General features: G+C 63.7%; 23 protein-coding genes and 1 tRNA gene. 15 read left to right on the top strand and 9 right to left on the bottom strand.

Translation table 11 applies throughout. From position 1 onward, the window contains the following. Window positions 1–197: 197 nt before the first annotated feature. Together PVW51_RS20940 and PVW51_RS20935 are read left to right on the top strand one after the other, a co-directional pair. Window positions 198–725: a single-stranded DNA-binding protein gene (locus tag PVW51_RS20940; RefSeq protein ID WP_274577252.1), complete on the top strand. Its 528-nt coding sequence runs from the start codon at window positions 198–200 to the stop codon at window positions 723–725. After that, window positions 725–1,261 (top strand): GNAT family N-acetyltransferase, encoded by a 537-nt coding sequence (locus tag PVW51_RS20935; protein WP_274577251.1) that lies wholly within the window; start codon window positions 725–727, stop codon window positions 1,259–1,261. The genes PVW51_RS20940 and PVW51_RS20935 overlap by 1 nt, the downstream gene beginning before the upstream one ends. 9 nt (window positions 1,262–1,270) lie before the next feature. On the opposite strand, the gene aroB is transcribed toward PVW51_RS20935, so the two are convergent. Together aroB and PVW51_RS20925 are read right to left on the bottom strand one after the other, a co-directional pair. Beyond that, window positions 1,271–2,383, bottom strand: a complete 1,113-nt coding sequence (gene aroB, locus PVW51_RS20930) for a 3-dehydroquinate synthase (RefSeq protein WP_274577250.1) — start codon at window positions 2,381–2,383, stop codon at window positions 1,271–1,273. Continuing rightward, on the bottom strand, window positions 2,376–2,951 hold the full coding sequence (locus PVW51_RS20925) for a shikimate kinase (RefSeq protein ID WP_274577249.1): 576 nt from the start codon (window positions 2,949–2,951) through the stop codon (window positions 2,376–2,378). The genes aroB and PVW51_RS20925 overlap by 8 nt, the downstream gene beginning before the upstream one ends. Before the next feature lie 101 nt (window positions 2,952–3,052). On the opposite strand from PVW51_RS20925, the gene PVW51_RS20920 reads away from it, so the two are divergent. From PVW51_RS20920 to PVW51_RS20910, 3 genes are read left to right on the top strand one after another with little or no spacing between them, the layout of a single operon-like run. Further along, window positions 3,053–3,202, top strand: coding sequence for a hypothetical protein (locus tag PVW51_RS20920; protein ID WP_269367395.1), 150 nt, complete (start codon window positions 3,053–3,055; stop codon window positions 3,200–3,202). After that, window positions 3,174–4,787, top strand: coding sequence for a hypothetical protein (locus tag PVW51_RS20915; protein WP_274577248.1), 1,614 nt, complete (start codon window positions 3,174–3,176; stop codon window positions 4,785–4,787). Before PVW51_RS20920 ends, PVW51_RS20915 begins: the two co-directional genes overlap by 29 nt. Before the next feature lie 4 nt (window positions 4,788–4,791). After that, complete coding sequence (locus tag PVW51_RS20910; RefSeq protein WP_274577247.1) at window positions 4,792–5,766, top strand: site-specific tyrosine recombinase XerD; 975 nt, start codon at window positions 4,792–4,794, stop codon at window positions 5,764–5,766. On the opposite strand, the gene PVW51_RS20905 is transcribed toward PVW51_RS20910, so the two are convergent. After that, window positions 5,703–6,530, bottom strand: coding sequence for a metallophosphoesterase family protein (locus PVW51_RS20905; protein WP_274577246.1), 828 nt, complete (start codon window positions 6,528–6,530; stop codon window positions 5,703–5,705). The genes PVW51_RS20910 and PVW51_RS20905 overlap by 64 nt on opposite strands. Before the next feature lie 76 nt (window positions 6,531–6,606). Between PVW51_RS20905 and PVW51_RS20900 the strand changes: the two genes are divergently transcribed. The 3 genes from PVW51_RS20900 (at window position 6,607) to PVW51_RS20890 (ending at window position 9,509) form a co-directional block, all read left to right on the top strand. Further along, entirely contained in the window at window positions 6,607–7,914 is a 1,308-nt protein-coding gene (locus PVW51_RS20900; protein ID WP_269367391.1) for an HlyC/CorC family transporter, read from the top strand. A gap of 208 nt (window positions 7,915–8,122) precedes the next feature. Further along, window positions 8,123–8,899, top strand: coding sequence for a CDP-diacylglycerol--serine O-phosphatidyltransferase (gene pssA, locus PVW51_RS20895; RefSeq protein WP_274577245.1), 777 nt, complete (start codon window positions 8,123–8,125; stop codon window positions 8,897–8,899). Beyond that, window positions 8,889–9,509: a class I SAM-dependent methyltransferase gene (locus PVW51_RS20890; RefSeq protein WP_274577243.1), complete on the top strand. Its 621-nt coding sequence runs from the start codon at window positions 8,889–8,891 to the stop codon at window positions 9,507–9,509. The genes pssA and PVW51_RS20890 overlap by 11 nt, the downstream gene beginning before the upstream one ends. 212 nt (window positions 9,510–9,721) lie before the next feature. On the opposite strand, the gene PVW51_RS20885 is transcribed toward PVW51_RS20890, so the two are convergent. Beyond that, complete coding sequence (locus PVW51_RS20885; RefSeq protein ID WP_274577241.1) at window positions 9,722–12,145, bottom strand: GcvT family protein; 2,424 nt, start codon at window positions 12,143–12,145, stop codon at window positions 9,722–9,724. Between the two features lie 172 nt (window positions 12,146–12,317). Between PVW51_RS20885 and PVW51_RS20880 the strand changes: the two genes are divergently transcribed. Further along, window positions 12,318–12,545, top strand: a complete 228-nt coding sequence (locus PVW51_RS20880; protein ID WP_274577239.1) for a hypothetical protein — start codon at window positions 12,318–12,320, stop codon at window positions 12,543–12,545. 38 nt (window positions 12,546–12,583) lie between these two features. Here the strand turns inward: PVW51_RS20880 and PVW51_RS20875 are convergent, their stop codons facing one another. Next, window positions 12,584–13,873, bottom strand: a complete 1,290-nt coding sequence (locus PVW51_RS20875) for a DUF2254 domain-containing protein (RefSeq protein ID WP_338019771.1) — start codon at window positions 13,871–13,873, stop codon at window positions 12,584–12,586. 195 nt (window positions 13,874–14,068) lie between these two features. Here PVW51_RS20875 and PVW51_RS20870 point away from each other — a divergent pair, with 195 nt between their 5' ends. After that, a complete protein-coding gene (locus PVW51_RS20870) occupies window positions 14,069–16,486 on the top strand; it encodes a GcvT family protein (protein WP_274577236.1) in 2,418 nt (805 codons plus the stop codon). 40 nt (window positions 16,487–16,526) lie between these two features. After that, window positions 16,527–17,147 carry a nucleotidyltransferase family protein gene (locus tag PVW51_RS20865; RefSeq protein WP_274577234.1) on the top strand — a complete coding sequence of 207 codons (621 nt, stop codon included), beginning with the start codon at window positions 16,527–16,529 and terminating at the stop codon, window positions 17,145–17,147. A gap of 537 nt (window positions 17,148–17,684) precedes the next feature. Here the strand turns inward: PVW51_RS20865 and PVW51_RS20860 are convergent. The 3 genes from PVW51_RS20860 to PVW51_RS20850 form a co-directional block, all read right to left on the bottom strand. After that, on the bottom strand, window positions 17,685–18,059 hold the full coding sequence (locus tag PVW51_RS20860) for a nuclear transport factor 2 family protein (RefSeq protein ID WP_274577233.1): 375 nt from the start codon (window positions 18,057–18,059) through the stop codon (window positions 17,685–17,687). 166 nt (window positions 18,060–18,225) lie between these two features. Beyond that, window positions 18,226–21,108, bottom strand: coding sequence for a Hint domain-containing protein (locus PVW51_RS20855; protein ID WP_274577232.1), 2,883 nt, complete (start codon window positions 21,106–21,108; stop codon window positions 18,226–18,228). 881 nt (window positions 21,109–21,989) lie between these two features. Then, window positions 21,990–22,073 (bottom strand) — tRNA-Leu (locus tag PVW51_RS20850). A gap of 121 nt (window positions 22,074–22,194) precedes the next feature. Between PVW51_RS20850 and PVW51_RS20845 the strand changes: the two genes are divergently transcribed. Together PVW51_RS20845 and PVW51_RS20840 are read left to right on the top strand one after the other, a co-directional pair. Next, window positions 22,195–22,773, top strand: a complete 579-nt coding sequence (locus tag PVW51_RS20845; protein ID WP_274577231.1) for a YqaA family protein — start codon at window positions 22,195–22,197, stop codon at window positions 22,771–22,773. Beyond that, on the top strand, window positions 22,770–23,237 hold the full coding sequence (locus PVW51_RS20840; RefSeq protein ID WP_114274531.1) for a disulfide bond formation protein B: 468 nt from the start codon (window positions 22,770–22,772) through the stop codon (window positions 23,235–23,237). Before PVW51_RS20845 ends, PVW51_RS20840 begins: the two co-directional genes overlap by 4 nt. Here PVW51_RS20840 and PVW51_RS20835 read toward each other — a convergent pair. Continuing rightward, window positions 23,229–23,654, bottom strand: coding sequence for an Lrp/AsnC family transcriptional regulator (locus PVW51_RS20835; RefSeq protein WP_269367380.1), 426 nt, complete (start codon window positions 23,652–23,654; stop codon window positions 23,229–23,231). The two genes, PVW51_RS20840 and PVW51_RS20835, sit on opposite strands and share 9 nt — an antisense overlap. Window positions 23,655–23,761: 107 nt before the next feature. On the opposite strand from PVW51_RS20835, the gene rocF reads away from it, so the two are divergent. Together rocF and PVW51_RS20825 are read left to right on the top strand one after the other, a co-directional pair. Further along, window positions 23,762–24,682, top strand: coding sequence for an arginase (rocF, locus tag PVW51_RS20830; protein WP_274577229.1), 921 nt, complete (start codon window positions 23,762–23,764; stop codon window positions 24,680–24,682). A gap of 11 nt (window positions 24,683–24,693) precedes the next feature. Continuing rightward, a complete protein-coding gene (locus PVW51_RS20825) occupies window positions 24,694–25,746 on the top strand; it encodes an ornithine cyclodeaminase (RefSeq protein WP_274577228.1) in 1,053 nt (350 codons plus the stop codon). The last annotated feature ends 12 nt before the right edge of the window (window positions 25,747–25,758 follow it).

The following is a 25,758-nucleotide window of genomic DNA, read 5'->3' as shown; positions in this document are numbered from 1 at the left end:
GATCACATTGCTGCGCTCACATCAGGGCGCCAGCGGCAAAATCCGTCTCGCGCGGGTGGGCGACAATGAATGTCAACACGACCTAGGGGCGGAAACCTGATGTTAACCATGATCCAGCCAGTTTATAAGCGACCAACGGCCCCTTGCGGATTCGCAATCGGGCGTGCGACACAAGCTGCGATAATAAAGGGGGCAATATGGCCGGCTCAGTGAACAAAGTGATCCTTATCGGTAACCTGGGGCGCGATCCCGAAGTGCGATCGTTCCAGAACGGTGGCAAGGTCTGCAACCTGCGGATCGCCACATCGGAAACCTGGAAGGACCGCAATACCGGCGAGCGCCGCGAAAAGACCGAATGGCATTCGGTGGCCATCTTTCAGGAAGGTTTGGTGCGCATTGCCGAGCAATACCTGAAAAAAGGGTCAAAAGTGTATATCGAAGGCCAGTTGCAGACCCGCAAATGGCAGGACCAGTCGGGCCAGGACCGCTATTCCACCGAAGTTGTCCTGCAGGGTTTCGGCAGCACGCTGACCATGCTGGACGGTCGCGACGGCGGCGGTTCAGGCGGCGGATATGGCGGTGGCGGTTCCTCCTCTGGTGGGGATTACGGCGGCTATGACGGCGGCGGTTACGACAGCGGCCCCGCCTCCTCCGGCGGCAGCAGCGGCGGTGGTGCTGGCGGTGGCGGCGGTTCGCGCGACCTGGACGACGAAATCCCGTTCTGATGACAGATGCCGTTGTCCGCATGCTGGATCGGGCGGACGCGGCGCAGGCTCTGACGCTTTACAATGAACTGACCGTCGGGCCCAAGGCATCGGACCCGGCGGCATTCGGCCCGGTGATCGACCATCCCGGCACGCAGGTGCTGGGCGCCTTTGCGGGGGACCGGCTGGTGGCAATGGCAACCCTGCACCTGCTGCCCAATGTGGTCTGGAACGCCCGGCCCTATGCGCTAAAGCGTTTCGGGATATACCTGAATCACTTGTTCGCTGCCTCTCCCTTCGGTCGAACGCGAAAAGTGACGCGGGATGTTTCAAGTTTATCCCGAAACGCTGTAGTCGAGAATGTGGTGACGCTTGCCACCTGTCAGGGGCAAGGGTTCGGCCGCAGGGTGATGGCAGCGGTGATCGACACCGCCTGGGCCGCAAATGCCTATAAGATCATGCTGATGACGGGTGTCGCGCGCGATGCAGTGGGCTTCTATGAAGCCTGCGGTTTTTCCGCCGAGGGCAAGACGGCGATGGTATTGCGCCGAGCTTAGCGTCCCGACTTATCGGGCCGCCAGCGCATCTTGCAAAAGTGCGAACACCTTGTCACGCGGCACGTCACTGGTGACAAAAGCGTCACCGATCCCGCGCGCCAGAACAAAGTGCAGCTTGCCGTCCTTCACCTTCTTGTCCTGACCCATCAGGTCCAGCAGCGCGTCGGCCCCCGGCAGTTCGCCATCGATATCGGCCAGATCCGTCTTCATCCCCATCGCCTTGAGGTGCGCGCGCACCCGGCTGGGATCTTCCTGCGGGCAAAGGCCCAGCCGTGCGGAGAGTTCGAAGGCCATGGCACAGCCGATCGCGACCCCCTCGCCGTGCATCAGCCGGTTGCCATAGCCGGTGGCGGCCTCCAGCGCATGACAGAAAGTATGGCCAAGGTTCAGCAGCGCCCGGTCGCCCTGCTCCGTCTCGTCGCGGATGACGATATCGGCCTTCATCTGCACCGACCGGCGCACAGCGGTCACACGGCCTGCGCCGTCGCCACGGGCCAGTGCCGGCCCCTGCGCCTCCAGCCAGCTGAAGAAATCCGCATCCCCCAGCAGGCCATATTTCACGACCTCGCCATAACCGGCCAGGAAATCGCGGGGGGTCAGCGTGTCCAGCAGGGCGGTATCGGCCAGCACCAGCGCCGGCTGGTGAAACGCGCCGACAAGGTTCTTGCCATGACCCGTGTTGATCCCGGTCTTGCCCCCCACCGAACTGTCCACCTGCGACAGCAGCGAAGTGGGGATCTGCACAAAGCGCACCCCGCGCCGCAGGATGGCAGCGGCAAAACCCACCAGATCGCCGATCACCCCGCCGCCGAATGCAATCACGACATCGCGCCGCTCGACCTTCCGGGTCAGCAGCCATTCGGTGCAGCGGATCAGGTTGTCCCAGTTCTTGGTCCCCTCGCCCGGCGGCAGTTGCAGCGCCTCCATCGTGATGCCCTGCGCCGCAAGACCGGCCCGCAGGCTGTCCAGATGCAGCCCCGCCACCGTTTCATCCGAGATCACCGTGACATGTGGCCGCCCCAGCAGCGGCGCGATCATCGCACCGGCCTCATGCAGCAGGCCCGGCCCGATCACAACGTCATAGGCCCGCCCCGGAAGGGCAACATTCACGGTCTCACGCATCTTGATTCTCCAGGACATCGGGCTGTTCGGCCAGGGCCGCAATCACCCGCGACGCCATCGCTTCGATACTTAACGACGGCTGGCAAGTGACTGAAATATCCGCCTTTTCATAAACAGGCACCCGCGCGCGATAGATTTCGGCCAGGGTTGCATAGGGATTTGGCGTGCGCAAAAGCGGGCGGCTTTCCTTGTGGCGCACGCGCTGCCAGAGCAGGGGCAGATCCGCATTCAGCCAGAGCGAGACACCATCGCGCGAGATCATCTCGCGGTTGCTTTCCGCCAGGAACGCCCCGCCGCCGGTGGACAGGATGCAGCGCTCCTGCTTGAGCAACCGCGCGATCACCTCGGATTCACGCTTGCGAAAGAACGCCTCGCCGTCGCGCTGGAAAATCTCGGGCACGCTCAGGTTGGCTGCGGCCTCGATTTCCGCATCGCTGTCGAGGAAGGGCACACCAAGCCGCGCGGCAACCGCACGGCCCACGGCCGTCTTGCCCGCGCCCATCATCCCCACCAGAACAACTGTCTTGTTCAGACGATACCCCTGATGTTTCCCTTCGCCGTCGGCCATGGTTTGCTCAATTCCGCTCATTATGCCTTGAATGACGTGATCTTGTCGAAAAGGCCATATATAGATTGCATAACAAATCGGAAACCGAGCAGGCAGAATTCATGGGCAGATTGATCAAGTTTTTGATATTCCTACTAATTGTCGGATTTATCGGGCTGGCTGGCTATGCCTATATCGGTCCGTTCTTCGGCGCGGAGTTCGCACCACCTCAGGTAGAAATGCGTGAACCTGTCACTCTTTCCGGGCAATAGGCTCATGATGGCGGAAATCAGGCAAGCGCGTACCCTTGGTGCGCTGCTTTTTTGCGCGGCGGTTGCCACGGGTCCGGCTGCGGCACAGACACAGGCGCAGGAATCGCCGCTGTCGGTGATTGACTGGCTCGGCACCCAGGCCACGCCGCAACCTGTGGCGCGCCGTCAGCCGAACAAGGCCAACCCGAACGAAGCGCCGGTGGCCAAAACCGCGCTGCCGCCCAAGGTCACGGTCTCGCCCCTGGGCGTGGGCTCGCCCCGGGCCATCGGGCTGGTGCCCAACACGGTGACCGGCCTGCCGCAAAATCTCTGGTTGGGCAGCACCGCGAAAGACCTGATCGACCAGATCGAAGACCTGCCGGAACTGCGCCTGCCTGCCGCGCAATCCCTGCTCTATACGGTTCTGCTTGCCGAGGCCTTTGCGCCGCAGGGCGATGCCCAGGCAGGCAATGAGCTGGCCCTTGCCCGGGTGCGCAAGCTGCTGCGGCTGGGGGCGCTGGACCCTGCCCTGTCGCTGATCGAACAGGCCGGTGTGACCACCTCGCCGGAGCATTTCGACCTCTGGATGGACATCAGCCTGCTGACCGGAACCGAAGACCGCGCCTGTGACGTGCTGGGCCAGTCGCCCCATCTGACACGCAACTACGGCACGCGCATCTTTTGTGCCGCCCGCGCAAGCAACTGGGACAATGCGGCGCTGACCTTTGGCTCTGCGCAGGCGCTGGGGTTGCTGCCGCAGGAACAGCTTGCCCTGCTGGACCGCTTCCTGCACCCGGAAGGTTTTGAAGGGGCGCCGCCCCTGCCGACCCCGCGCGGCATGGACCCGCTGAGCTTTCGGCTGTTTGAAACCATTGGTGAGCCGATGCCCACCGGCACCCTGCCCCGCCCCTATGCGGTGGCCGATCTGCGCGATATCGCCGGATGGAAGGCGCAGCTTGAGGCGGCAGAGCGTCTGACCCGCGCCGGTGCGCTGCCCGACAACCGGTTGCTGGGCCTCTACACCGACCGCGCGCCTGCCGCCTCCGGCGGGGTCTGGGACCGCGTCCGCGACCTGCAACGGTTCGAGACCGCCCTGGCCACCGGCAGCCCCGATGCGGTGACCAAGACATTGCCGGCGGTCTGGATCGGCATGCAGGAAGCCGGGCTTGAGGTCGCATTTGCCACCCTTTTTGCCGAGGACCTGTCCAAGATCGCCCTCGAAGGGCGCGCCGCACGGATCGCATTCGACATCTGCATGTTGTCCCCGATATATGAGGCCGCAGCGGCCGACCCCTCCAGGGACATTGCCAATACCGCCCTGCTGCGCGCCATCGCGCGCGGCGAGGCCCCGGCCACCAGGCCGGAAGGCGCCCTGCCGGGTGCGATCCATGATGCCTTCAAGGGTGCGCCGCCACGCGAAAATCTGGTCGGTGCGGCGCGTGACAACCGCCTGGGCGAAGTGATCCTTCAGGTCCTTGCCATGTTGCAAAAGGGCGCGCAGGGCGACACCACCGCGATGCGCGATGCGCTGGCCACCCTGCGGGCACTGGGGCTGGAAGACACCGCCCGGCGCGCCGCCCTCCAATCCCTCCTGCTGGAGCGTTGAGCCGATGCAAACGCCGACCTTTCACTGGATTTCAGCCTTTCTCGAAGCGCAGGCCGCCGAATTGGGCGCTGCCACCAATACCCAGCTGGCCTATGGCCGCGACCTCAAGGACTTCGACGGCTATCTGGCCCGCAAGGGGCTCGATTTCGCCTCTGCGACACGCGGCTCGGTGGAGGATTATCTGGTCCATTGCGATGCGCAGGGGCTGGCCAAATCCACCCGCGCGCGGCGGCTGTCGGCGATCAAGCAACTTTACCGCTTTGCCTTTGAGGAAGGGCTGCGCAGCGACAATCCGGCGATCCAGATTTCCGGTCCCGGCCAGGACAAGCGCCTGCCCAAGATCCTGAGCGAAGCGGAGGTCGATGCCTTGCTGGAAGCGGCGCGCGCCTCTGGCCGGTCGCAGTCCGACCAATGCCGCAACACCTGCCTGATGGAGCTGCTTTATGCCACCGGCATGCGGGTCAGCGAGCTGGTCAGCCTGCCGATTGCCGCCACCCGTGGCGATCCGCGCCTGCTGCTGATCATGGGCAAGGGCGGCAAGGAACGCATGGTGCCGCTGTCTCCGCCTGCCCGCACGGCGCTGGCCGAATGGCTGGTGCTGCGCGACAGGCTGGACGAAGAGGCACGCGCCAAACGGCTGCCGACCTCGCGGTTCCTGTTCCCCTCGCGCGGCAAGCTGGGCCATCTGACCCGGCACCGGTTCTACCTGCTGATCAAGGAATTCGCGGTCGCGGGCGGCGTGAACCCGGCCAAGGTCACGCCGCATACCCTGCGTCACGCCTTTGCCACGCATCTGCTCGCCAATGGTGCCGACCTGCGCGCGATCCAGACCATGCTGGGCCATGCCGATGTCGCCACCACCGAAATCTATACCCATGTGCTGGAAGAACGCCTGTCGGAACTGGTGCTGGAGCATCACCCGCTGGCGAAGGACGGCACGCGCAGGGCACTGGGCAAGATATCTTCGGACGGCCAATAGCCGGTCAGCAGCGCGCGGTCATAGCCCTGGGTCAGCCCTGCGGCCTGCATCCGCGCGGCTTCTCCCCCGGCGTCATAGCGCAGGCGGTGCAGCGTCACCTCGCCCCCGTCCAGCACCCCATAGCGCGTCATCTGCGCCCCGTCATGGGGCGGCATGCCGATCACGCCCGGGTTGATCCAGCGGCCCCGTGGCGTGTCGCGGATGAAAGGCAGGCCGCAATGTCCGCTGATGATGTGATCAAGCGGCCCCACCACTTCCTCGGCCGCGCGCCATTCTTCGGCAAGGACCTCGTCGGGGCTGGTCGGCCAGACAAAACGCGCCACATCCGTCACGCCGCCGTGGATCACGCCATAGCGCGCGCCCTGATGGTGAAAGGTGATGATGTCCGGCAGCGCCGCCATCCAGCCGCGCTGGGCGGGTGCAACACGGTCCGTGGCAAAGGCGTACCAGCCGGCAGCCAGCAGATCACAGGTTGTGCCCGCCTCGAACCCGCAGCCGCAATCGGCTGCACCTGCGGCCAGTTGCCGCTCGCAATTGCCCGCAACCACAGCGATTTCCGCCGCGCGGATCACCTCGATGGTCTCAAACGGGGCCGCGCAATAGGCCACCACGTCCCCGGTGCAGATCATCTGCGCAGCGGCAATGCCCCGCTCCCGTGCTGCGCCCAGCAGGGCCTGGGTGGCGTTCAGATTGGAATAGGGCCCGCCAAACAGCAGCAGCGCGCCGTTCCGCTCTCCAAGGTTCTGATGGCGTTTATTGCCCAATCTTGCCTCCTGCCCTTGAATGGGGCATGGCGGATCATCATAGTCCGACAGACACATCATATGGATACCAACCGAAATGGAAACCGGCACGACTCTGTTCGATGGCGCATTCTGGATCAGCTGCAGCATCATTCTGCTCCTCCTTGTTCTTTCGGGGTTCTTTTCGGGGTCCGAGACGGCGCTGACCGCCGCCTCGCGCGGAAAGCTGCGGGCACAGGCGGACAAGGGATCGCGCGGCGCGGAACGGGCGCTGAAAATCACGGAAGACAATGAAAGGCTGATCGGTTCTGTCCTGCTGGGCAACAACCTGGTCAACATCCTGGCGGCCTCTCTGGCCACCGCGCTCTTCACCCGGTTGTTCGGGGAAAGCGGCGTGGCGCTGGCCACGCTGGTGATGACCCTGCTGGTGCTGGTCTTTTCCGAGGTGCTGCCCAAGACCTATGCGATCACCAACGCCGAAACCGCCGCCGCCCTGGTGTCGCGCCCGATCGCGCTGGTGGTGCTGGTGTTTTCACCGATGGTCTCTGCGGTGCGTTTCTTTGTGCGCGGGGTGCTGCGGCTCTTGGGGGTGACGGTGGACCCCGACAGCAACATCCTTGCGGTGCGCGAGGAGATCGCGGGCGCATTGCAGCTGGGCCATTCCGAAGGGGTGGTCGAAAAGGAAGACCGCGACCGTATCCTGGGCGCGCTCGACCTGCGCGAGCGGGCGGTGGAAGAGATCATGCTGCACCGTTCGGGGATCGAGATGATCGACGCGGACATGCCGCCGCAGGAAATCCTCCAGCAATGTCTGGAATCCAACCACACCCGCCTGCCCGTCTATCGCGACGATCAGGAGAACATCATCGGCGTGATCCACGCCAAGGACCTGCTGCGCGCGATGTACAAACTGATCGGCGGGCCCGACGGCGATGCATCGGCGCTGAAGAACTTCGATGTCTCCACCGTGGCGATGAAACCCTATTTCGTGCCCGAAACCTCGACCCTGGACGAACAGATGCGCCAGTTCCTGCGCCGCCGCACGCATTTTGCGCTGGTGGTGGATGAATATGGCTCGCTTCAGGGGCTGATCACGCTGGAAGATATTCTGGAAGAGATCGTGGGCGAGATCACCGATGAATTCGACCCCGACGGTGAACATCTGCTGGCCCCGGGCGAGGACGGTCACTATTACGTCGATGGCGCCATGACGATCCGCGACCTGAACCGCGCCACCGACTGGTCCCTGCCCGATGACGAGGCAAATACGCTGGCAGGGCTGGTGATTCACGAGGCGCAGATGATCCCGACGCCGGGTCAGGTGTTTTCCTTCCACGGATTCCGCTTCGAGGTGATGGCGCGCGACGGCAACCGGATCACGCAGCTCAAGATCAGGCCGTTGTAAGGCCCCGATCGGCGGCATTTGGAAATCGGCGGCGGATGAGACTTGCTCTTGCCGCAGAACGATATAGGTCTGCACCCGTGAGTCTAGGGACGGGCACAATGACCATATCGGGCAACTTCTTGAGGCGGATATGCGGCGGCGACAAAAAGCGCTGCGCGATCCTGTCCGGAGCGGTGCGGATGGCCGGCCTTGCCGGGACCACAGCGGCATGAGCGATCCGCAATCCCCCGGGCCGCGCGATTTTTCGCTGCTGCAGCTCTTGCCCAACATCCTCACCGTCACGGCGATCTGCGCGGGCCTTTCGGCGATCCGCTTTGGCGTGCAGGGCAATTACGTGCTGGCGGTGCAGCTGATCGTGGCGGCCTGCGTGCTCGACGGGGTGGACGGGCATCTGGCGCGGCTGCTCAAGAGCGACAGCAAGATGGGGGCCGAGCTGGATTCGCTTGCCGATTTCGTGAACTTCGGCGTCGCCCCGCCGCTGGTGCTCTACTTCTGGGCGCTGCAGGACGTGCGCAGCGCCGCCTGGCTGGCGGTGCTGTTCTTTGCGATCTGCTGCGTGCTGCGGCTGGCACGGTTCAACGTGGCATCGCGTGAACCGCAGGCCGCCAATCCGAAAGTGCCGCCGGGGTATTTCACCGGCATCCCCTCGCCCGCCGCCGCGCTGCTGGTGCTGCTGCCGCTCTCGATCTCCTTTGCCTTCGCCAATGGGCCGCTGCTGCCCGACCTGGTGATCTGCCTGCACATGGTGGTGATCGGCCTGCTGATGATCAGCCGTGTGCCGACCTGGTCGGTCAAGGCGCTGCGCGTCAGCCGCGCGCAGGTGCCTTATGTGACGCTCACCGCCGTCCTGCTGGCGGCTGCGCTTCTCACCTATGCATGGATCACCCTGGTGATGCTCTGCCTTGCCTATATCGCCACGGTGATCTGGACCCTGATCGCCGGGCTGCCCACCCCTTCCCGAAAGGACAGAAAAGATGGATCTTGACGCAGTTACCCGTTCCTATGCCCGCTGGGCCCCGATCTATGACCGGACCTTCGGTGCCATCACCCAGGCGGGCCGCCGCCGGGCTGTCGCCCATATCAACGCACGCAACGGCAGCGTGCTGGAGGTTGGCGTGGGCACGGGGCTGTCGCTTCAGCAATACGGGGGCCATCTGGCGGTCACGGGGATCGATTTTTCCGACGATATGCTGGAAAAGGCGCAAGTGCGGGTGAAGGAAAAGGCGCTCGACCATGTGGCGGCGCTGCGGCAGATGGATGCGCGGCACCTCGACTTTCCCGATGCTTCCTTCGACACGGTTGCGGCAATGCATGTGCTCTCGGTGGTGCCCGAACCCGAGCGGGTGATGACCGAGATCGTCCGGGTGCTGAAACCCGGCGGCCAGGTGGTGATCACCAATCATTTCACCCGCGAGGACGGCGTGTTGGGTGCGATCGAGCGGCTCACGGCGCCTTTTGCCGACACGCTGGGCTGGCATTCCGATTTCCGGGTCGAAACCGTGCTGCAGCAGCCTGCGTTGCGGGTCGTGAAACAGGACGATCTGCCGCCCCTGGGCATGATGACCTTTCTGGTACTGGAAAAATCGGGCGGCTGACCGCGGGTTCCGGAGTTTTCAAAAACTCCGGCCCGAATTCTTCGAAGAATTCGAATGCGCAGCCGATGCGTGTGCCCCCAGCCTTCGGGCACCCGTACTGCGGTTCGTGGCGCAGGACGATCTGCTGCCTTGGGGAAAGTGACCTTCCTGCCGACCCCGGAGTTTTTGAAAACTCCGGACCGAATTCTTCGAAGAATTCGAATGCGCCTGTCTTACGCCCGCAGCCGGACACCGGCGGGGTCAAAGGGCGGTTCCGCCAGCACCGTCGCGCGGTGCGGTTGGCCCAGCACCATCACCTCCACCACATCACCCGGCCCCGCATCGCGGAGGAACCCCAGCGCCAGCGACTTGCCCACCGAATAGCCATAGGCGCCGGAGGTCACGCGCCCGATGCCCTTGCCATCCATGAAGATCGGCTCCCCCCCACTCGCATCCGCGTTGGAGGCATCGGTCTGACCGGCATCCAGTTCCAGGATCACCAGATGCTCCCGCGCGGGCCTGGCCAGGGTCAGCATGACCGCCTCCTTGTTCAGGAAATCCTTGTCGGTCTTGCACAGCCGGTCCAGCCCGACCTCCTGCGGCCAGTATTCCGGCGAATATTCGCGGCTCCAGGAGCCATATCCTTTCTCGATCCGCAGCGACATCAGCGCGCGGCTGCCGACAGGGCCTGCGCCGATGTCGCGGCCCGCGTCCAGCAGCGCCTGCAACAGGCGCGCCTGATCGGCAGCGGCGCAATGCAGTTCCCAGCCCAGATCGCCGGTAAAGGACACCCGCAGCGCCAGCACCTCGATCCCCGCAAGGGTGATCCATTTCGACCGCATGAAGGGGAAATCAGGCGTCGCCAGCGCGGTATTGGTCAGCTTTTGCAACAGATCGCGCGATTTCGGTCCTGCGACGTTGAAGCCGCAGACATCCACCGTCAGGCTGTCGAATGCCGTGCCCTCCGGCAGGGGCAGCGCGCCAAAGAACCGCTGGTGATAGCGTTCGGCCATGCCGGAGCCGATGATCCAGAATTCATCCTCCGCCAGCCGGGTCACGGTGAAATCCCCGGCAATCCCGCCCCGCGTGCCGATCAGCGGGGTCAGGCAGGACCGCCCCACAGCCCGGGGCATGGTATTGGCAAAAACCGCGTTCAGCCAGCTTTCCGCCCCCGGCCCCTTGCAGCGGTATTTGGCAAAGTTCGAAATGTCGATGATGCCCGCATGTTCGCGCAGCATCCGCGCCTCGCGGCCCACCTGCGCCCACCAGCCCTGCCGGGTGAACCCGTGGGTTTCATCCTCTGCCCCGACGGGCTGGCCGTAGTACAGCGGATGTTCCCAGCCGTAGTTCAGGCCAAAGACCGCGCCCAGGTCACGCTGCATCCGATAGGCCGGGCGCATCCGCATGGGGCGGCCCGCGCTGCGTTCCTCGTTTGGGAAGTGGATCTTGAACCGGTTGGCATATTGGTCGCCCACCCGCGCCCGGGTAAAGGCGGCATCGGCCCAGTCGCCAAAGCGCGCCATGTCCCAGGCGAACATGTCATAGCGGGTTTCGCCGGTGACGATCCAGTCGGCGGCCAAAAGCCCCATGCCGCCGGATTGCGAGAATCCCGGAATGATGCCGTTGCAGCAGAAGTAATTGCGCAGTTCCGGCACCGGTCCGAACAGCACGTTGGAATCCGGCGACCAGATCATCGGGCCGTTGATCACCCGCTTGATCCCCGCCGCGCCCACCGCAGGCACCCGCGCAATCGCGCGCATCATGTTGGGTTCGATCCGCTCCAGATCATCGGCAAACAGCTCGTGGCCGAACCCCTGCGGGGTCCCGTCCTCGGCCCAGTAGCGCATATCCTTCTCATAAGCACCGACCAGCAGGCCCTTGCCCTCCTGCCGCAGGTAATATTCGCCATCGCGGTCCGCGACCGACGGCAGGCGGCGGTCCATCCCGGCAATCTCCGCAATGGTTTCGGTAACAAAATACTGGTGCTCGGTCGGTTGCAGCGGCAGTTTGAGCCCCGCAAGCGCCGCCACTTCGCGCCCCCAGAGACCGGCGGCATTCACCACCCATTGTGTCGCGATGTCCCCCTTCTGCGTGCGCACGATCCAGCTGCCATCCGGTTGCTGCTCGGTGCCGGTGACGGGGCAAAAGCGGATGATCTCGGCCCCGTTCTGCCGCGCCCCCACGGCATAGGCGTTGGTCACGCCGGAAGGGTCCACGTTGCCGCCGTTTTCCTCGTACATGATGCAGCGGATGCCGTCGAAATCGACCAGCGGATGCAGCGCCTCTGCCTCGGCGCGGTCGATCTCGCGGAACGGCAGGCCATAATATTTCGCCTTGGCCGCCTGCAGGCGCAGCTGGTGTTCCCGCGCCTCGGTCTGCGCCAGATAAAGCGATCCGGGCTGGAACACGCCACAGCTCTGGCCCGTCTCGGCCTCCAGCGCGTTATAGAGATCCATCGTGTAGTTCTGGATCCGGGTGATGTTGTTGTTGTCGTGCAGCCCGTGAATGTTAGCCGCCGCATGCCAAGTACTGCCCGAGGTCAGTTCGGAGCGTTCCAGCAGCACCACATCCGTCCAGCCCAGCTTGGTCAGGTGGTAGAGGATCGAGCAGCCGATAACGCCGCCCCCGATGACGACGGCCTGGGCATGGGTGCGCATGATAAGTCCTGCTTGGGTTGCGTTATTCACAACCTCTACGGGCTTGCATCGGGCTGATTGCCAGAAAGCGACATCTGCCGTCGCTCGAATATAATTCGACGCCCGAGGGATCCGGATTTCTTAACCATCGCAGGCGCAACCGACCCCTTTGCGGCATGTATATGAGCGGCTGATGCAGGAATCGCCGCAGGCCTTGCCTTTTGAGCAGACCTTGCAACAGGCCGCATTCATCGGTGCTTTTCCGTTCAAGGTGTTCAACACACTCAGGAAATCAGCAGCGGGTATCTTCGGAACCGACATTGGTCCTGCCGCTGCAAGCATGACGACAGTGACCCCAAGAAACAGTGCCCGAACCACAAACATGAAAATATCCCGATCTCTCCAAGAGATCGTTCGATAACACGCGGTGAGTTTTTTGGTTAACCTTTTGTTAACTTTTTAATCGTCGGCCTTTGAGACTGCCGCGCGCACCTCGGCACAGGCAGAGGCCAGCACACGGTCCTGATCCGGCCCGAAGGGGATCGCCTGAACCGCACGGCGCAGATGCAGAACCGCCGCCTGCCTGGCCGCGCGGCTCAGCCCCGCGTCGGGGTGCCGCATCAATCCACTCAGGGCTTTCTGCAGGCGCTGCTGCACCTCGACAATCTGCACCCCGTCCCGTGCCAGCGCGCCAAAGCCGTCCTCGATCAGGTCGCCGGGGTCCAGCGGCGGGAAATAAAGCGCATCAAGCACTTCGTCTTCGCGGTCCTTGGCCTCTTCATCCTTGTAGAGCGACAGGATCCGCCCGATGCGCCCGATCACGTCGATGGCGGTGCCGGGGTCGTTGACCCCCGGCGACAGCGCCTTGGAGGCGACTTCCCCCATCACCACTAGGCCAAAGCGCGGGTCCTGGTCATAGGTCCGCAGATCGCCCAGCACGATGCAATCGCGCACCGCCTTTTCCACCGCTTCACTGTCAGCGTCCTGCTTGTCATAGATCACCGCAACAAGCGGTTCGTTGATGAAAACATAATCGCCGATGTTGCGCAGAAAATAGATGCGCGCGCCCTGCTCCGCCGCAGTCTGGTGCAGCGCTTCGGGATAGACGTGCTGGATATATCCGCTTTCGGTGGCCAGCACCTTTTCCGCCCCCTCCGGAATGTCACCTGTCAGGGCATTTGCACCCAGACAGGGGTTCTGCAACCGCTCCCTGAACCCCGAAACGGTCACCGTCTCGACCTGGCGGGTCACATCCATCAGGCTGCCGAATGTCTGCAGGTGCAGGACCCAGCGGATCAGGTAGATCACGATCACCGCCAGCACCAGAACCGTCATGAGAAACAACACAAAGGCCCGGTCATCCACATAGACCCCGAGTTCGCGCAGGATGATCGCCACCAGAGCATAGACATAGGCGCCGATGAAAACCGCCAGGGTATTCTGGGTTGTCGGGTCCTCCAGGATCAGGCGATGCACCCGCGGGGTCCATTGGGTCGAAGACGCGCGATAGACCGATACCATGACCGTCAGCGAGAATGTGGTCACCGCCAGCATGGCATTGGCGATGATGTTCAGCAGCCGGTCCGCCGCATCCCCGTGCAGCATGGTCGCAATCTCATCCGGCACGAACCCTTCGATCAGCTGCGTCAGCCCCAGCGCCACAAAGGACATCAGCCCCATGATCACAACACGGACCCAGAGCTTGCGGGTATAGGAGCGGGCCCGTCTCAGAATGGTCCTGGGGGTCAATGCGGAAAGATCCATGCGGCATGATCTAGCACGGCTGCGCGAAGGTCCATAGCGGTGCTGCGCGAAACAAGCCGGTCGCGGATTCGAAACCAACCCCGGACAATCCGACCGCGCGCGACATGATCTGTCGTTAACGGACCAGAGGTGTTTTCCGCAGCCCGCCAATCTGTGGCAAAATCCAACCGGAGTTTTCCCATGCAAACCACCACCCGTGTCCTGATCATCGGCGGCGGCGTCGTCGGCGCTTCTTGCCTCTACCACCTGACCAAACTGGGGTGGTCGGATGTCATGCTGGTGGAGCGGTCAGAGCTGACCTCGGGGTCAACATGGCACGCGGCGGGCGGGTTTCACACGCTGAACGGCGACACCAATATGGCAGCACTTCAGGGCTATACCATCCGGCTCTACAAGGAACTGGAAGAAATCACCGGCATGTCCTGCGGGCTGCACCACGTCGGCGGCGTGACCCTGGCCGACAACCAGGACCGTTTCGACATGTTGCTGGCCGAACGGGCCAAGCACCGTTTCATGGGTCTGGACACCGAGATCGTGACACCGGAGGAGATCGCAAAGATCGCCCCCGTCACCAATATCGACGGCATCATCGGCGGGCTTTATGACCCGCTGGACGGTCACCTCGACCCCTCCGGCACCACCCATGCCTATGCCCGCGCCGCACGGATGGGCGGCGCAACGATCGAGACCCATTGCATGGTCAGGGAAACCAACCAGCGCCCCGATGGCACCTGGGACGTGGTCACGGACAAGGGCACCATCCACGCCGAACACGTCGTGAACGCTGGCGGCCTCTGGGCGCGCGAGGTTGGCGCGATGGCGGGCGTCTACTTCCCGCTGCACCCGATGGAGCATCAGTACCTGGTGACCGAGGAGGTGCCGCTGATCGTTGAGATGATGCAGGACGGCAAGGAACATCCCCATGTGATGGACCCGGCGGGCGAAAGCTATCTGCGGCAGGAAGGCCGGGGCCTCTGCATCGGGTTCTACGAGCAGACCTGCCGCCCCTGGTCGGTGGATGGCACGCCCTGGTCCTTTGGTCAGGACCTGTTGCAGGACGATTTCGACAAGATCGAGGACAGCATCACCTTTGCCTACCGCCGTTTTCCCGACCTGGAACGCGCAGGCGTCAAGAACGTGATTCACGGCCCCTTCACCTTTGCCCCCGATGGCAACCCGCTGGTCGGCCCGGTGCCCGGAATGCGCAACTACTGGTCCGCCTGCGGCGTCATGGCGGGCTTCAGCCAGGGCGGTGGTGTGGGCCTGACCCTGGCGCAATGGATGATCGAGGGCGAGCCGGAGCGCGACGTGATGGCGATGGATGTGGCGCGCTTCGGCAAATGGATCACGCCGGGCTACACCCTGCCCAAGGTGATCGAGAACTATCAGAAACGCTTTTCCGTCTCCTACCCGAACGAGGAACTGCCCGCCGCCCGGCCGCACCGCACCACACCGATGTACGACATCTTTACCGGGATGGGCGCGGTCTGGGGCCAGCAATTCGGGCTTGAGGTCGCCAATTACTTCGCCACGGCCGATGAGCCGACCTATGAAACCCCGTCCTTCCGCCGCTCGGATGCCTTTGGCGCCACCGCGCGCGAGGTGCTGGCGGTGCGCAACGGGGTGGGCATCAACGAGGTGCAGAACTTTGGCAAGTTCCTGGTCACCGGGCCACAGGCCCGCGCCTGGCTGGACCGGATCATGGCGGGCCGCGTCCCGGCGCAGGGCCGCTTGTCGCTGACCCCGATGCTGTCGGAAAAGGGCAAGCTGATCGGCGATTTCACGATCTCCTGCCTGGATGCGCAGACCTTCCAGCTGACCGCCTCCTACGGGTCGCAGGATTTCCATTATCGGTGGTTTATCAATCATCTGGAAGACGGTGTTGACGTTCAGAACATCTCTGACAAGCGCACCGGTTTCCAGATTGCGGGGCCAAAGGCACGCGAGGTGCTGCAGGCCTGCACCCGCACCGATGTGACGGACATGAAATTCCTCGACGTCTGGCAGATGACCGTGGGCCAGACCGCCTGCATCGTGCAGCGCGTCAGCTATACCGGCGATCTGGGGTTTGAGATCTACTGCGACCCGATGGACCAGCGCGCGCTGTGGTCAGTTCTCTGGGCGGCGGGACAGGTGCATGGCATGGTGCCCTTTGGCATGCGCGCCATGATGTCGCTGCGGCTGGACAAGTTCTTTGGCTCCTGGATGTCGGAATTCTCGCCCGATTACACGGCGGCGGAAACCGGGCTGGACCGGTTCATTTCCTGGAAGAAGAACGTGGATTTCATCGGCCGCGCCCCGGCGGAGGCGGAAAGGGCAACGCCGCCCGCGCGGCAGCTTGTGGCCTTTGACGTGGAGGCCGAAGACGCGGATGTGCAGGGCTACGAGCCGATCTGGCTGGATGGTGCGGTTGTGGGGTTCTGCACATCGGGGGGCTATTCGCATTTCACCGGCACCTCCGTCGCCATGGGCTTTGTCCCGCGCGGGCGGATCGCGGAAGGGCTGAAGGTGGAGATCGAAATCCTGGGCCAGATGCGCCCCGCGAGGCTGATCACCACGGCGCTGTTCGATCCCGACGGGGACCGGATGCGCGGCTGACGGGATGGCGCTCGGCGCCGGACCTCCATAGGATGACCCGATGGATCATCTGATGCCGGTCATCATCCTTGCCGCGGGCGGATCGACGCGGATGCAGGGGCGCGACAAGCTGCTGGAAACGGTGGATGGAACACCCCTGCTGCGCCTTCAGGCGGGCAAGGCGCTGGCGCTGGGCTGTGGTCCGGTCATTGTGGCCCTGCCGCCTGCACCACACCCAAGATATGCGGCGCTGGCGGGGCTTGACCTGCAGGCCCTGCCCGTCCCGGATGCGGCGGAAGGCATGAACGCCAGCCTGCGCGCCGGTATCGCCGCCCTGCCCGATGGGGCCATCTGTGCGATGGTTCTTCTGGGCGACCTGCCGGATCTGACAGTGCAGGACCTGGCAAAGGTTGCCGATGCGGTTGATACGGATGGCCCCGCCCTGATCTGGCGCGGCGCCACCGCAGAAGGCGCGCCCGGCCATCCGATCGTGTTCAGATCAGACCTCTTCCCGGCGCTGGCCAGGCTGACCGGCGACAGCGGTGGGCGCGAGGTGGTGGCGCAGGTCAGGGAGCGTGTCGTGCTGATCCCCCTGCCCGGCAGTCGCGCCCGGCTGGATCTGGATACGCCGGAGGCCTGGGCAGACTGGCGCGCCGGGCGGGACAAGGGCGGCGCGCCCTGACACGCGGTCGCGGGTTCAGGCAGCAGCGGTGGAACGTCGCTGTGTCACATCGCTGGCCCGGAGCGCGGCGTTATGTCCGATGGGAGGCAGGGGTTAAGTGGTCATCCGTGAAAAATGCAGCGAAGGGCGGGATTGAGTCCGGAGTGATATGAGACGCAAGCCGGGCCAGCGCCTGCCCGGGGTGGGCGATACTGACCTTGGCTCATGCCACTTTATTTCTCAACCTTGATGAAATTCATCGGGGACACAGACAGCCTCACCAAATCGCCTACCCGTCATGCCGAAGGCATGCCGAGATCAACGGCGCACCTTTGGTGCGACGGGCGGGCAGGCGATGGCCCGGCGCCTTCGGCTTGTTCCGGGCCTGGATGCTCATGTTTGATGGCAGCAAAGTCCCGCTCACCTGACCTTGACCCACACCGCGCCAAATGTCCGGTCGGGTCGGAAATGCCTGGCATTCGACAGGTCCGGTTTCCCGCTTCGGATCAGCTTATGACGTCACAGCCAAAGTCACCTGGCGCTCAACAGCAGGGAGCTTCACTCACGCGCTGTCGTATCTTGCGAAAAGACATTGCGCCAGCCGTCCGGCTCGCGTTGCCAGATCGAGCTGACATACATGGCCTCTGACGCCTGCTGCCCGGCCCGCAGAAAATCGGCGCGATAGGACAGGACCGCGTGATCGCGGCCCAGCCGCATCACCCGGTGCCCGGTCAGCTTGTAGCGGGTGACCGTCGGACCGTCGTCCAATTGCCCGCTGTGCTCGTCCCTGGTCGCGAATCCGGTCGAATAGACGCCAAGGAAATCAGCATGCAGCATCTTTTCGTCGGTGGCGATATCCCCCTCGACCAGGGCGTCCCAGACCAATTCCTCGCAGGTGGTCAGTTCGGCCAGAAGTTCGTTGTCCTGTTCCATGCCCCACCGATACCCGGCAACGGGCGCGCCGTCACCCGGCAAAAGAAAAAGCGGAGTGGTTGCCCACTCCGCTTCCCCGTGCTCTCTGACCGGGGTCAAAACAGCAGCTGCATATTCCGGTTGTGCGGCCCCCGAAGGGACCGCACGATTTTCTGGGGATTACTTGTTACTTGGTCAGAAGCTGGGCTTCGTGCTTCTTCAGCGACCGGCGGGCCGATGCATAGGCATCGATGCCGTTCTGTGTCGCCAGCTCCGGGAACAATTCCAGGATTTCCTGACGCTGTGCATCGCCGATACCTGCCAGCGACATGTCGCCAGGCTGGAAGCTCTCGGTCCAGGCGCCATCCGACAGGATGACCTCGTGCTGATCGAACATGATGTGCACATAGGTGGTCGAGGATACATCCACGACATCCACCCCTTCCATGCCGGTCAGGTGCTTGGCCGCGACCAGAACCTCACGCTCTTCAAAGTAGAGCGCTGTCTTGTCGTTGGCGATCAGAACGCGGTGGTTCGGAGAGACCATCATGTCACGCTCGGGCAGATCGTTGCCAAGCGCGCCCTGACGGATCAGGACCGGCTTCAGGTGGACCGCCTTTTCGAATTCGGCGGCGCTCATGTCGCGCTTGCCGACCCAGCGGATGACCTGGATGCCGTTGTCACGGGTGATCACGCGGTCGCCCACCTGCAACTCCTCGACACGGCGCTCACCCTTGGGTGTGGCGATCTTTGTGCCGGGGGTGAAACAGGGGATGATGTTCTCGATTTCCTCGAACACCAGCTGGCCTGCGTCGTTGCCGTCCGCATCAAGGTAGTTGACGATACCGTCTTCCCGGTCTGCCGACGTGTAGGTGATGCTGAAGCTGCCGCCCGGCGCGGTTGAGCCGCGCAGGTCGAGCGTATCGTTGTCCACCGGGCCGGAGCCGCCGTCGACCACGTCACCGGCGTTGACGTTGACAAAAGTATCCTGACCCGCACCGCCGGTCATCGTGTCATTGCCCGCGCCGCCGTCCAGAAGGTCGTCGCCCTGGCCGCCCATCATGTTGTCGTCGCCGTCGCCGCCGTAAAGCTCGTCGTCTTCGCCGCCGCCATCAAGGCTGTCGTCGCCGTCACCACCCATCAGCGTGTCGTTATCACGGTTGCCGCGCAGGGTGTCATTGCCGATGCCGCCTTCAAGCAGGTCATCGCCCTGCCCGCCGGAAACGCTGTCGTCGCCCTGGCCGCCCAGCAAGGTGTCATTGCCGGTGTTGCCGTTGATGATGTCATCGTCGATCTGACCGTCGATGTAATCGTCGCCGGAGCCGCCGGACAGCGAGTCGCGGTCGTCGGCACCATAGATCACGTCATCGCCGGCACCGCCGTTGACAGTGTCCATGCCGTTGTCGGGATTCCGGTCGGGCGAAACGCCGCCGGTGTCCTCGTCGGTGATGTTGACCACATCGGGGATCAGGTCGGGGTCGTTGCCCGCATAGATCGTGTCGTTGCCGGCACCGCCCAGGATGCTGTCGTTGCCTTCGCCGCCGACAATCCGGTCGTCGCCGGTGCCGCCGTCGATGATGTCGTCGTCGATGCCAGCGTTGATGTCGTCGTTACCGGCACCGCCAAAGATGGTGTCGCGGTCGTCACCGGTGCGGATGGTGTCGTTGCCGTCACCGCCGTCCACATAGTCACGGTCGTTTTCCGGGTCCGCATCGGGGTCATAGCCCAGCGGATCGGTCGCCGCGAAAGGATAGCCCAGATCGGGTGCCAGATCACCATTGCCGGTGTCGATGTTGTCATCGCCGTCACCGCCTTCGACGGTGTCGTTGCCCTGACCTGTGACAACAGTGTCGTCACCGCCGCCCGCGCGGACATAATCGTCGTCCGGTCCGGTGCCCGGCAGGATCGCATCGGGGTCGTTGACGCGGTCGCCATCGGGATCGCCCAGGTAATCCTCGTCGATCAGGTTGCCATCGTCGTCGCCGTCCACATAGCCGTCCAGCAGCGGACCCGCGCCCACTGTGACCGTGGCGGTGCCCGCGTCGGTCAGACCTTCGGGATCACGCACGGTGTAGGTGATGGTCGCCGGGCCGGTAAAACCGTCGGCGGGTGTGAAGGTGACAGTGCCGTCGCCGTTGTCGACAAGCGTGCCCTGTTCGGCGGGGACCGTCGGATCGACCAGCGTCAGCTCGTCGTTGGTATTGTCCACGTCGGTGTCATTGCCCAGCAGGTCGATGACAACCGGTGTCTCGAAGTCGGTCGTGGCGGTATCGTCCACCGCAACCGGCGCATCGTTCACCGGGTTCACGGTGACGTTCACGGTGCCCGTGTCGGTGCCGCCATTGCCGTCGGAAACGGTATAGGTGATCGTGGTCGGCCCGTTGAAGTTTTCATTCGGGGTGAATGTCACCTCGCCATCGGGCGTGAAGGTCACCACGCCATCGGGGCTTTCTGCCGAGGTCACGGTCAGCGGATCGCCATTCGGATCGGTATCGTTGGTCAGGACGTTCACCGTGTCGGTGGTGTCCTCGTCCAGGATCAGCGTGTCATCAACCGCGTCGGGATCATCGTTGTCCCCGCCGCCGAAGCCGGGGTCATCGAAGGTCACATTGTCCACCGCGCCGGAACCGGGAAAGCGGACTTCGCAGCGGAACGTGCCGGGCACGAAGAGCTGAAGGGTCACTTCGCCGCCGTCACCTGTCGGCTCGACAAACTGGTTCTCGATGACATCGCCCGCTTCGTTGTAAAAGATCAGCCGTGTGCCTTCGCCGCCGGTTTCCTCGATGTCCTTGAGGGTGATCGACTTCATCCGCACGGCGTTGTCGAAATCAAAGAAGATGCTGCCGCCGGTGGCGTTGTCATCGGGGTCGCTGCTGTCGCCGTCTTCGGAGATGATCAGCACACCGCCCAGCGTATCGGAGGCGAGGTCCTCGTCACCGCCTGTCGGGTTGGCACTGTCAAAGACCATGGCCTGGCCGGAGCCGCCGGTTGCGGAGATGGTCACGCCTTCATACTCGTCGTCGATGACGGTGCCTGCGGCGAATGGATTGAAGTCAAGCGTTCTAATCATGGTGTAATCTCCTAAGCGTTGCGACGCGCGGCGCGCAGCGCGGCCGGTCTGGAAAATGGTGCAGATTGCGTGTGGGGCAGTTCAGCCGCATACGAAGCAATGCGTCCCGGGGACGCCGTGGGATTGATCTGTGGCCTTGGCACACGGTTCATCTTCATCTTACTCCGAGCAACTCACTCACCCCCGTCAGCAAAGCCTCCGGTCAGGGCGACACACACCAATGCTCCATAAATGGGGAGAACCGCAGCAGACGGCACGGATCATGCACGTCATGATCCTGTCGTGAATACATTCGCAAACGTCGCGGCGTACACACGTCTCCCGCATCAAACAGATGCGCAAAAGTGCGGCCGCCCCCGTGACCTACAGACTTTGCCCCCCAGTTGGGCAAGACTTAGATACCTGCTGTCTTTACGCGAACAAAGTGAAAAATGTTCGAAATATGTTTGGACCGCCCATCTTGAGTCCAATTTACGGCCCTGTTTTACCAAGATTTTCCGAAAAGTGATGCCTGATTGTTTCCAGATACAGCAGTGCCAGCACCGGCACACCTCATATTAATAAGGGGCCGCCGCGCGCTCCGCGAAAACGCCGCCTACAAACCGCGCCCTCATTGTGCAGAATCCAGAAACAATCACATCGCCCGGAAAATCATCGCACCTTCGCCCAATTCTCGCCAAGGTTGTCGTCGGGTTGTTTTCGGGGGGGAACCAATCAAGCTCAATGGCCGGAACTGGTGCTGGATTCAACCGATCCGCCCCGGGAAAGGTCGAATCAAATTCTCAAAGACCGGGCATTGAGGCCAAAACATGCCGCCACGCGCCATGTCGATCCAGGGCATTGGCGGCTCCCGTCAGAACCCATGTTCTTATCCAATTGGATGGTACCCGAGGCCGGACTTGAACCGGCACGCCTTGCGGCAACGGATTTTGAATCCGTCGTGTCTACCATTCCACCACTCGGGCACACGGCGATTGCTTTAACTTGCACTTGAAGTGGCGGCAAGGGGCTTTGTGCGCCCAAGGCCCTTGACCCCGGCCCCGCCACATGATGTTGCAGGGCAGACGAGTGATCGGGCCTTACGAAATGATCCAACGCCTTTATGACTGGACGCTGAGCCTGGCCCAGCATCGCCATGCGCTTTGGGCGCTGGCTTTAGTCGCTTTCATCGAAAGCTCGGTCTTCCCGATCCCGCCCGACATCCTGATGATCCCGATGATCATCGCACGGCCCAAGCGCGCCTTCCTGATCGCCTTTGTCGCGCTGGTGGCCTCGGTGCTGGGCGGGCTGCTGGGCTATGCCATCGGCGCATTTGCCTTTGAAACCCTGGGCGAGCCGATCCTTGCCGCCATGGGCAAGGCCGAGGCGATGGCCGAATTCTCCGAACGGTTCAACGACCTGGGGTTCTGGGCGGTGCTGACCGCCGGCGTCACCCCCTTCCCCTACAAGGTGATCACCATCATGTCCGGCTGGACCGGCATGCCGCTGGGCACTTTCATCGCCACCTCGATCCTGGCGCGGGGGTTGCGGTTCTTCATCGTGGCGGCGCTGCTGTGGAAATTCGGCGCGCCGGTGCGGGCATTCATCGAACGCAGGCTTGGCCTGATGTTCAGCCTGTTTATCCTGCTGCTGGTCGGCGCCTTTGTCCTCGTGAGGTACATATGACCCGGAAAACCCTGATCCTGCTGGCCACGCTCGGCTCCGCCGCCCTGCTGCTGGGCGCCTTCGGATTTCAGCACCTGGGTGGGCTGGCCCCCTGCAAGCTGTGCCTGTGGCAACGCTGGCCCCATGCGGCGGCCATCCTGATCGGGGTGGCGCTGCTGGCGGGCGGGCACCGTCTGCTGGCCTGGCTGGGCGCGCTGGCCGCCGCCACGACCGCAGGCATCGGCGCCTATCACGCAGGTGTCGAATGGGGCTGGTGGCCCGGCCCCTCCTCCTGCACCGGGGGTGGCATGGACCTGGGCACCATGACCGGCGGCGACCTGCTGTCGATGGACGGCCCCATGGGCGTTGTCATGTGCGACGAGGTTGTCTGGCAATTGGCAGGCCTGTCGATGGCAGGCTGGAATGCCGTCATCTCCCTGGGCCTGACCGCGATCTGGATTGCCGCAGCCCGCCGTTCAGCCTGATTTCCGGGTTTTCAGAAACAGGCTGGTCTCGCTCGCCACCACACCGTCCAGCCGCCTGATCTGGGTCAGCGCCGCGTCGAAATCCTCCAGCGTCTCGCTGCCGATTTCCACGATCACATCCCAACGGCCATTGGTGCTGTGCACCGCGCGGACCTGGCGCATGCTGCCAAGCTGCCGGGTGATCCGTTCGGTGCCGCGCCCCTCGATCCCGATCATCATCATGCCGCGCACCGGGTCACGGGCGACATCCGCGCGGGTCACCACGGTGAAACCGATGATCTCGCCGCTTTCGCGCAGTTTCGCGATCCGTGCCCGGACCGTGGTGCGCGACAGGTTCAGCGTGGTGGCAAGGTCCGACAGCGCCGCACGCGCGTCATGGCGCAGGGCCGCAATCAGGCGCTCATCCGTTTTGTCCATTTCGGCTGTCCATATTGATCATATGCGGCTCAATACGGCCAGTTTGCCCAGTTGTCCACGCCCCGTTCGGCAGGGTATCTCCAGATCAACAGCAAAGGACCCTCCACATGACCACACGCAACTGCATTCTGATCGGCGCGCCGATGGATTCCGGCAAACGCAGCAAGGGCTGTCTCATGGGCCCCGACGCCTACCGCACCGCGGGCCTGCCCCAGGCGCTGCGCGATCTGGGCCATGAGGTCAGCGACAGGGGCAATGTCGCCCCCGCCCCCTTTACCGCCAGACCGCACCCCAAGCTGGTGGAGCTTGAGGCCACCATCGCCTGGACGCAAAGCCTTGCCGATGCCGCCGAAGCGGCGATGCAGGAGGGGCTGCCGATCTTCCTGGGCGGCGATCACGCGCTGTCGCTGGGCTCTGTGCTGGGGGTGATGCGCCATGCCCGCCAGGCCGCGCGCCCGCTCTTCGTGCTCTGGCTCGACGCGCACAGCGACTTTCATACCCCCGAGACCAGCGACAGCGGCAACCTGCACGGCACCCCGCTGGGCTATGTCACCGGGCGCAAGGGGTTTGACGGCTTTCCCGAAATCGGCACCCCGCTGCCCGAGGAAAACGTCGCCATCATCGGGTTGCGCTCCGTCGATGCGGCAGAACGCGCCGCCCTGCAGGACAGCGCCATCACCCATGTGGACATGCGCGAGATCGACGAAAGCGGCATCGCCCGCCCGCTGCAGGCCTTCCTCGACCGGGTGGCCGCGGCAAACGGGTTGCTGCATGTCTCCCTCGACGTGGATTTCCTCGACCCCGCGGTGGCCCCGGCCGTCGGCACCACGGTGCCGGGCGGCGCCACGGTGCGCGAAGGCCACCTTGTCATGGAAATGCTGCATGACAGCGGCTTGATGACCTCGCTCGACCTGGTGGAGCTGAACCCCTTCCTCGACGAACGCGGCAAGACCGCAACCCTGATGGTGGATCTCGCCGCCTCGGCCCTGGGCCGCCGCGTCTTCGACCGTCCCAACCGCGCCTATTGAAGGAACAGATCATGATGACCCCCTCTGAAAAGGCGCTGGTGCCTTTCGTATCCGTCGATCACATGATGAAGCTGATCCACCACATCGGCGTGGAGGAGATGCTCAAGGGTCTCGCGGCCTATATCGAGGCTGACTTCCGGCGCTGGCAGCTTTTCGACAAGACCCCGCGCGTGGCCAGCCATTCGGAGAAAGGCGTGATCGAACTGATGCCCACCTCGGATGGCGAGGATTACGGCTTCAAATACGTCAACGGCCACCCCGGCAACACCCGGGACGGGCTGCAAACCGTGACCGCCTTCGGCCTGCTGGCCGATGTGGCCTCGGGCTATCCGGTTCTGCTCAGCGAGATGACATTGCTCACCGCCCTGCGCACCGCCGCCACCTCGGCGCTGGTGGCGCGGCTGCTGGCGCCGAAAGGCGCGCATGTGATGGCGATGATCGGCAATGGCGCCCAGTCGGAGTTCCAGAGCCTCGCGATGAAGGCCATCGCCGGCGTGGACGAGGTGCGTCTTTACGACATCGACCCCGCCGCAACCCGCAAATGCGCCGCCAACCTTGCGGACCAGGGGATCACGGTGGTTTCCTGCGCCAGCGCCGAAGAGGCGATGCTGGGCGCACAGATCATCACCACCTGCACGGCAGACAAGCAATATGCCACCATCCTGACCGACAACATGGTCGGCAGCGGCGTGCATATCAACGCCATCGGCGGCGATTGCCCGGGCAAGACCGAACTGGCCCCGGCGATCCTGCAGCGGGCGGGGATCTTTGTTGAATACCCCGAACAGACCCGGATCGAAGGCGAGATCCAGCAGCTTGCCCCCGACCACCCGGTGACGGAGATCTGGCAGGTGCTGACCGGCCAGGCCCAGGGCCGGACCGACGACCGCCAGATCACGCTTTTTGACAGCGTCGGCTTCGCGATCGAGGATTTCTCCGCCCTGCGCTACATCCGCGATCAGATCGCGGGCACCGGATTTTTCCGGCCCCTGGACCTGCTGGCAGACCCCGACGATCCCCGCGATCTTTTTGGCATGCTGCAACGGTCAAAGACCCAGGTCTGACCCGCTGACATC

The sequence above is a fragment of the Sulfitobacter sp. PR48 genome (genome assembly GCF_028807335.1).
Taxonomy (GTDB): Bacteria; Pseudomonadota; Alphaproteobacteria; order Rhodobacterales; family Rhodobacteraceae; genus Sulfitobacter.
This window is presented reverse-complemented; position numbering and strand designations above follow the sequence as displayed.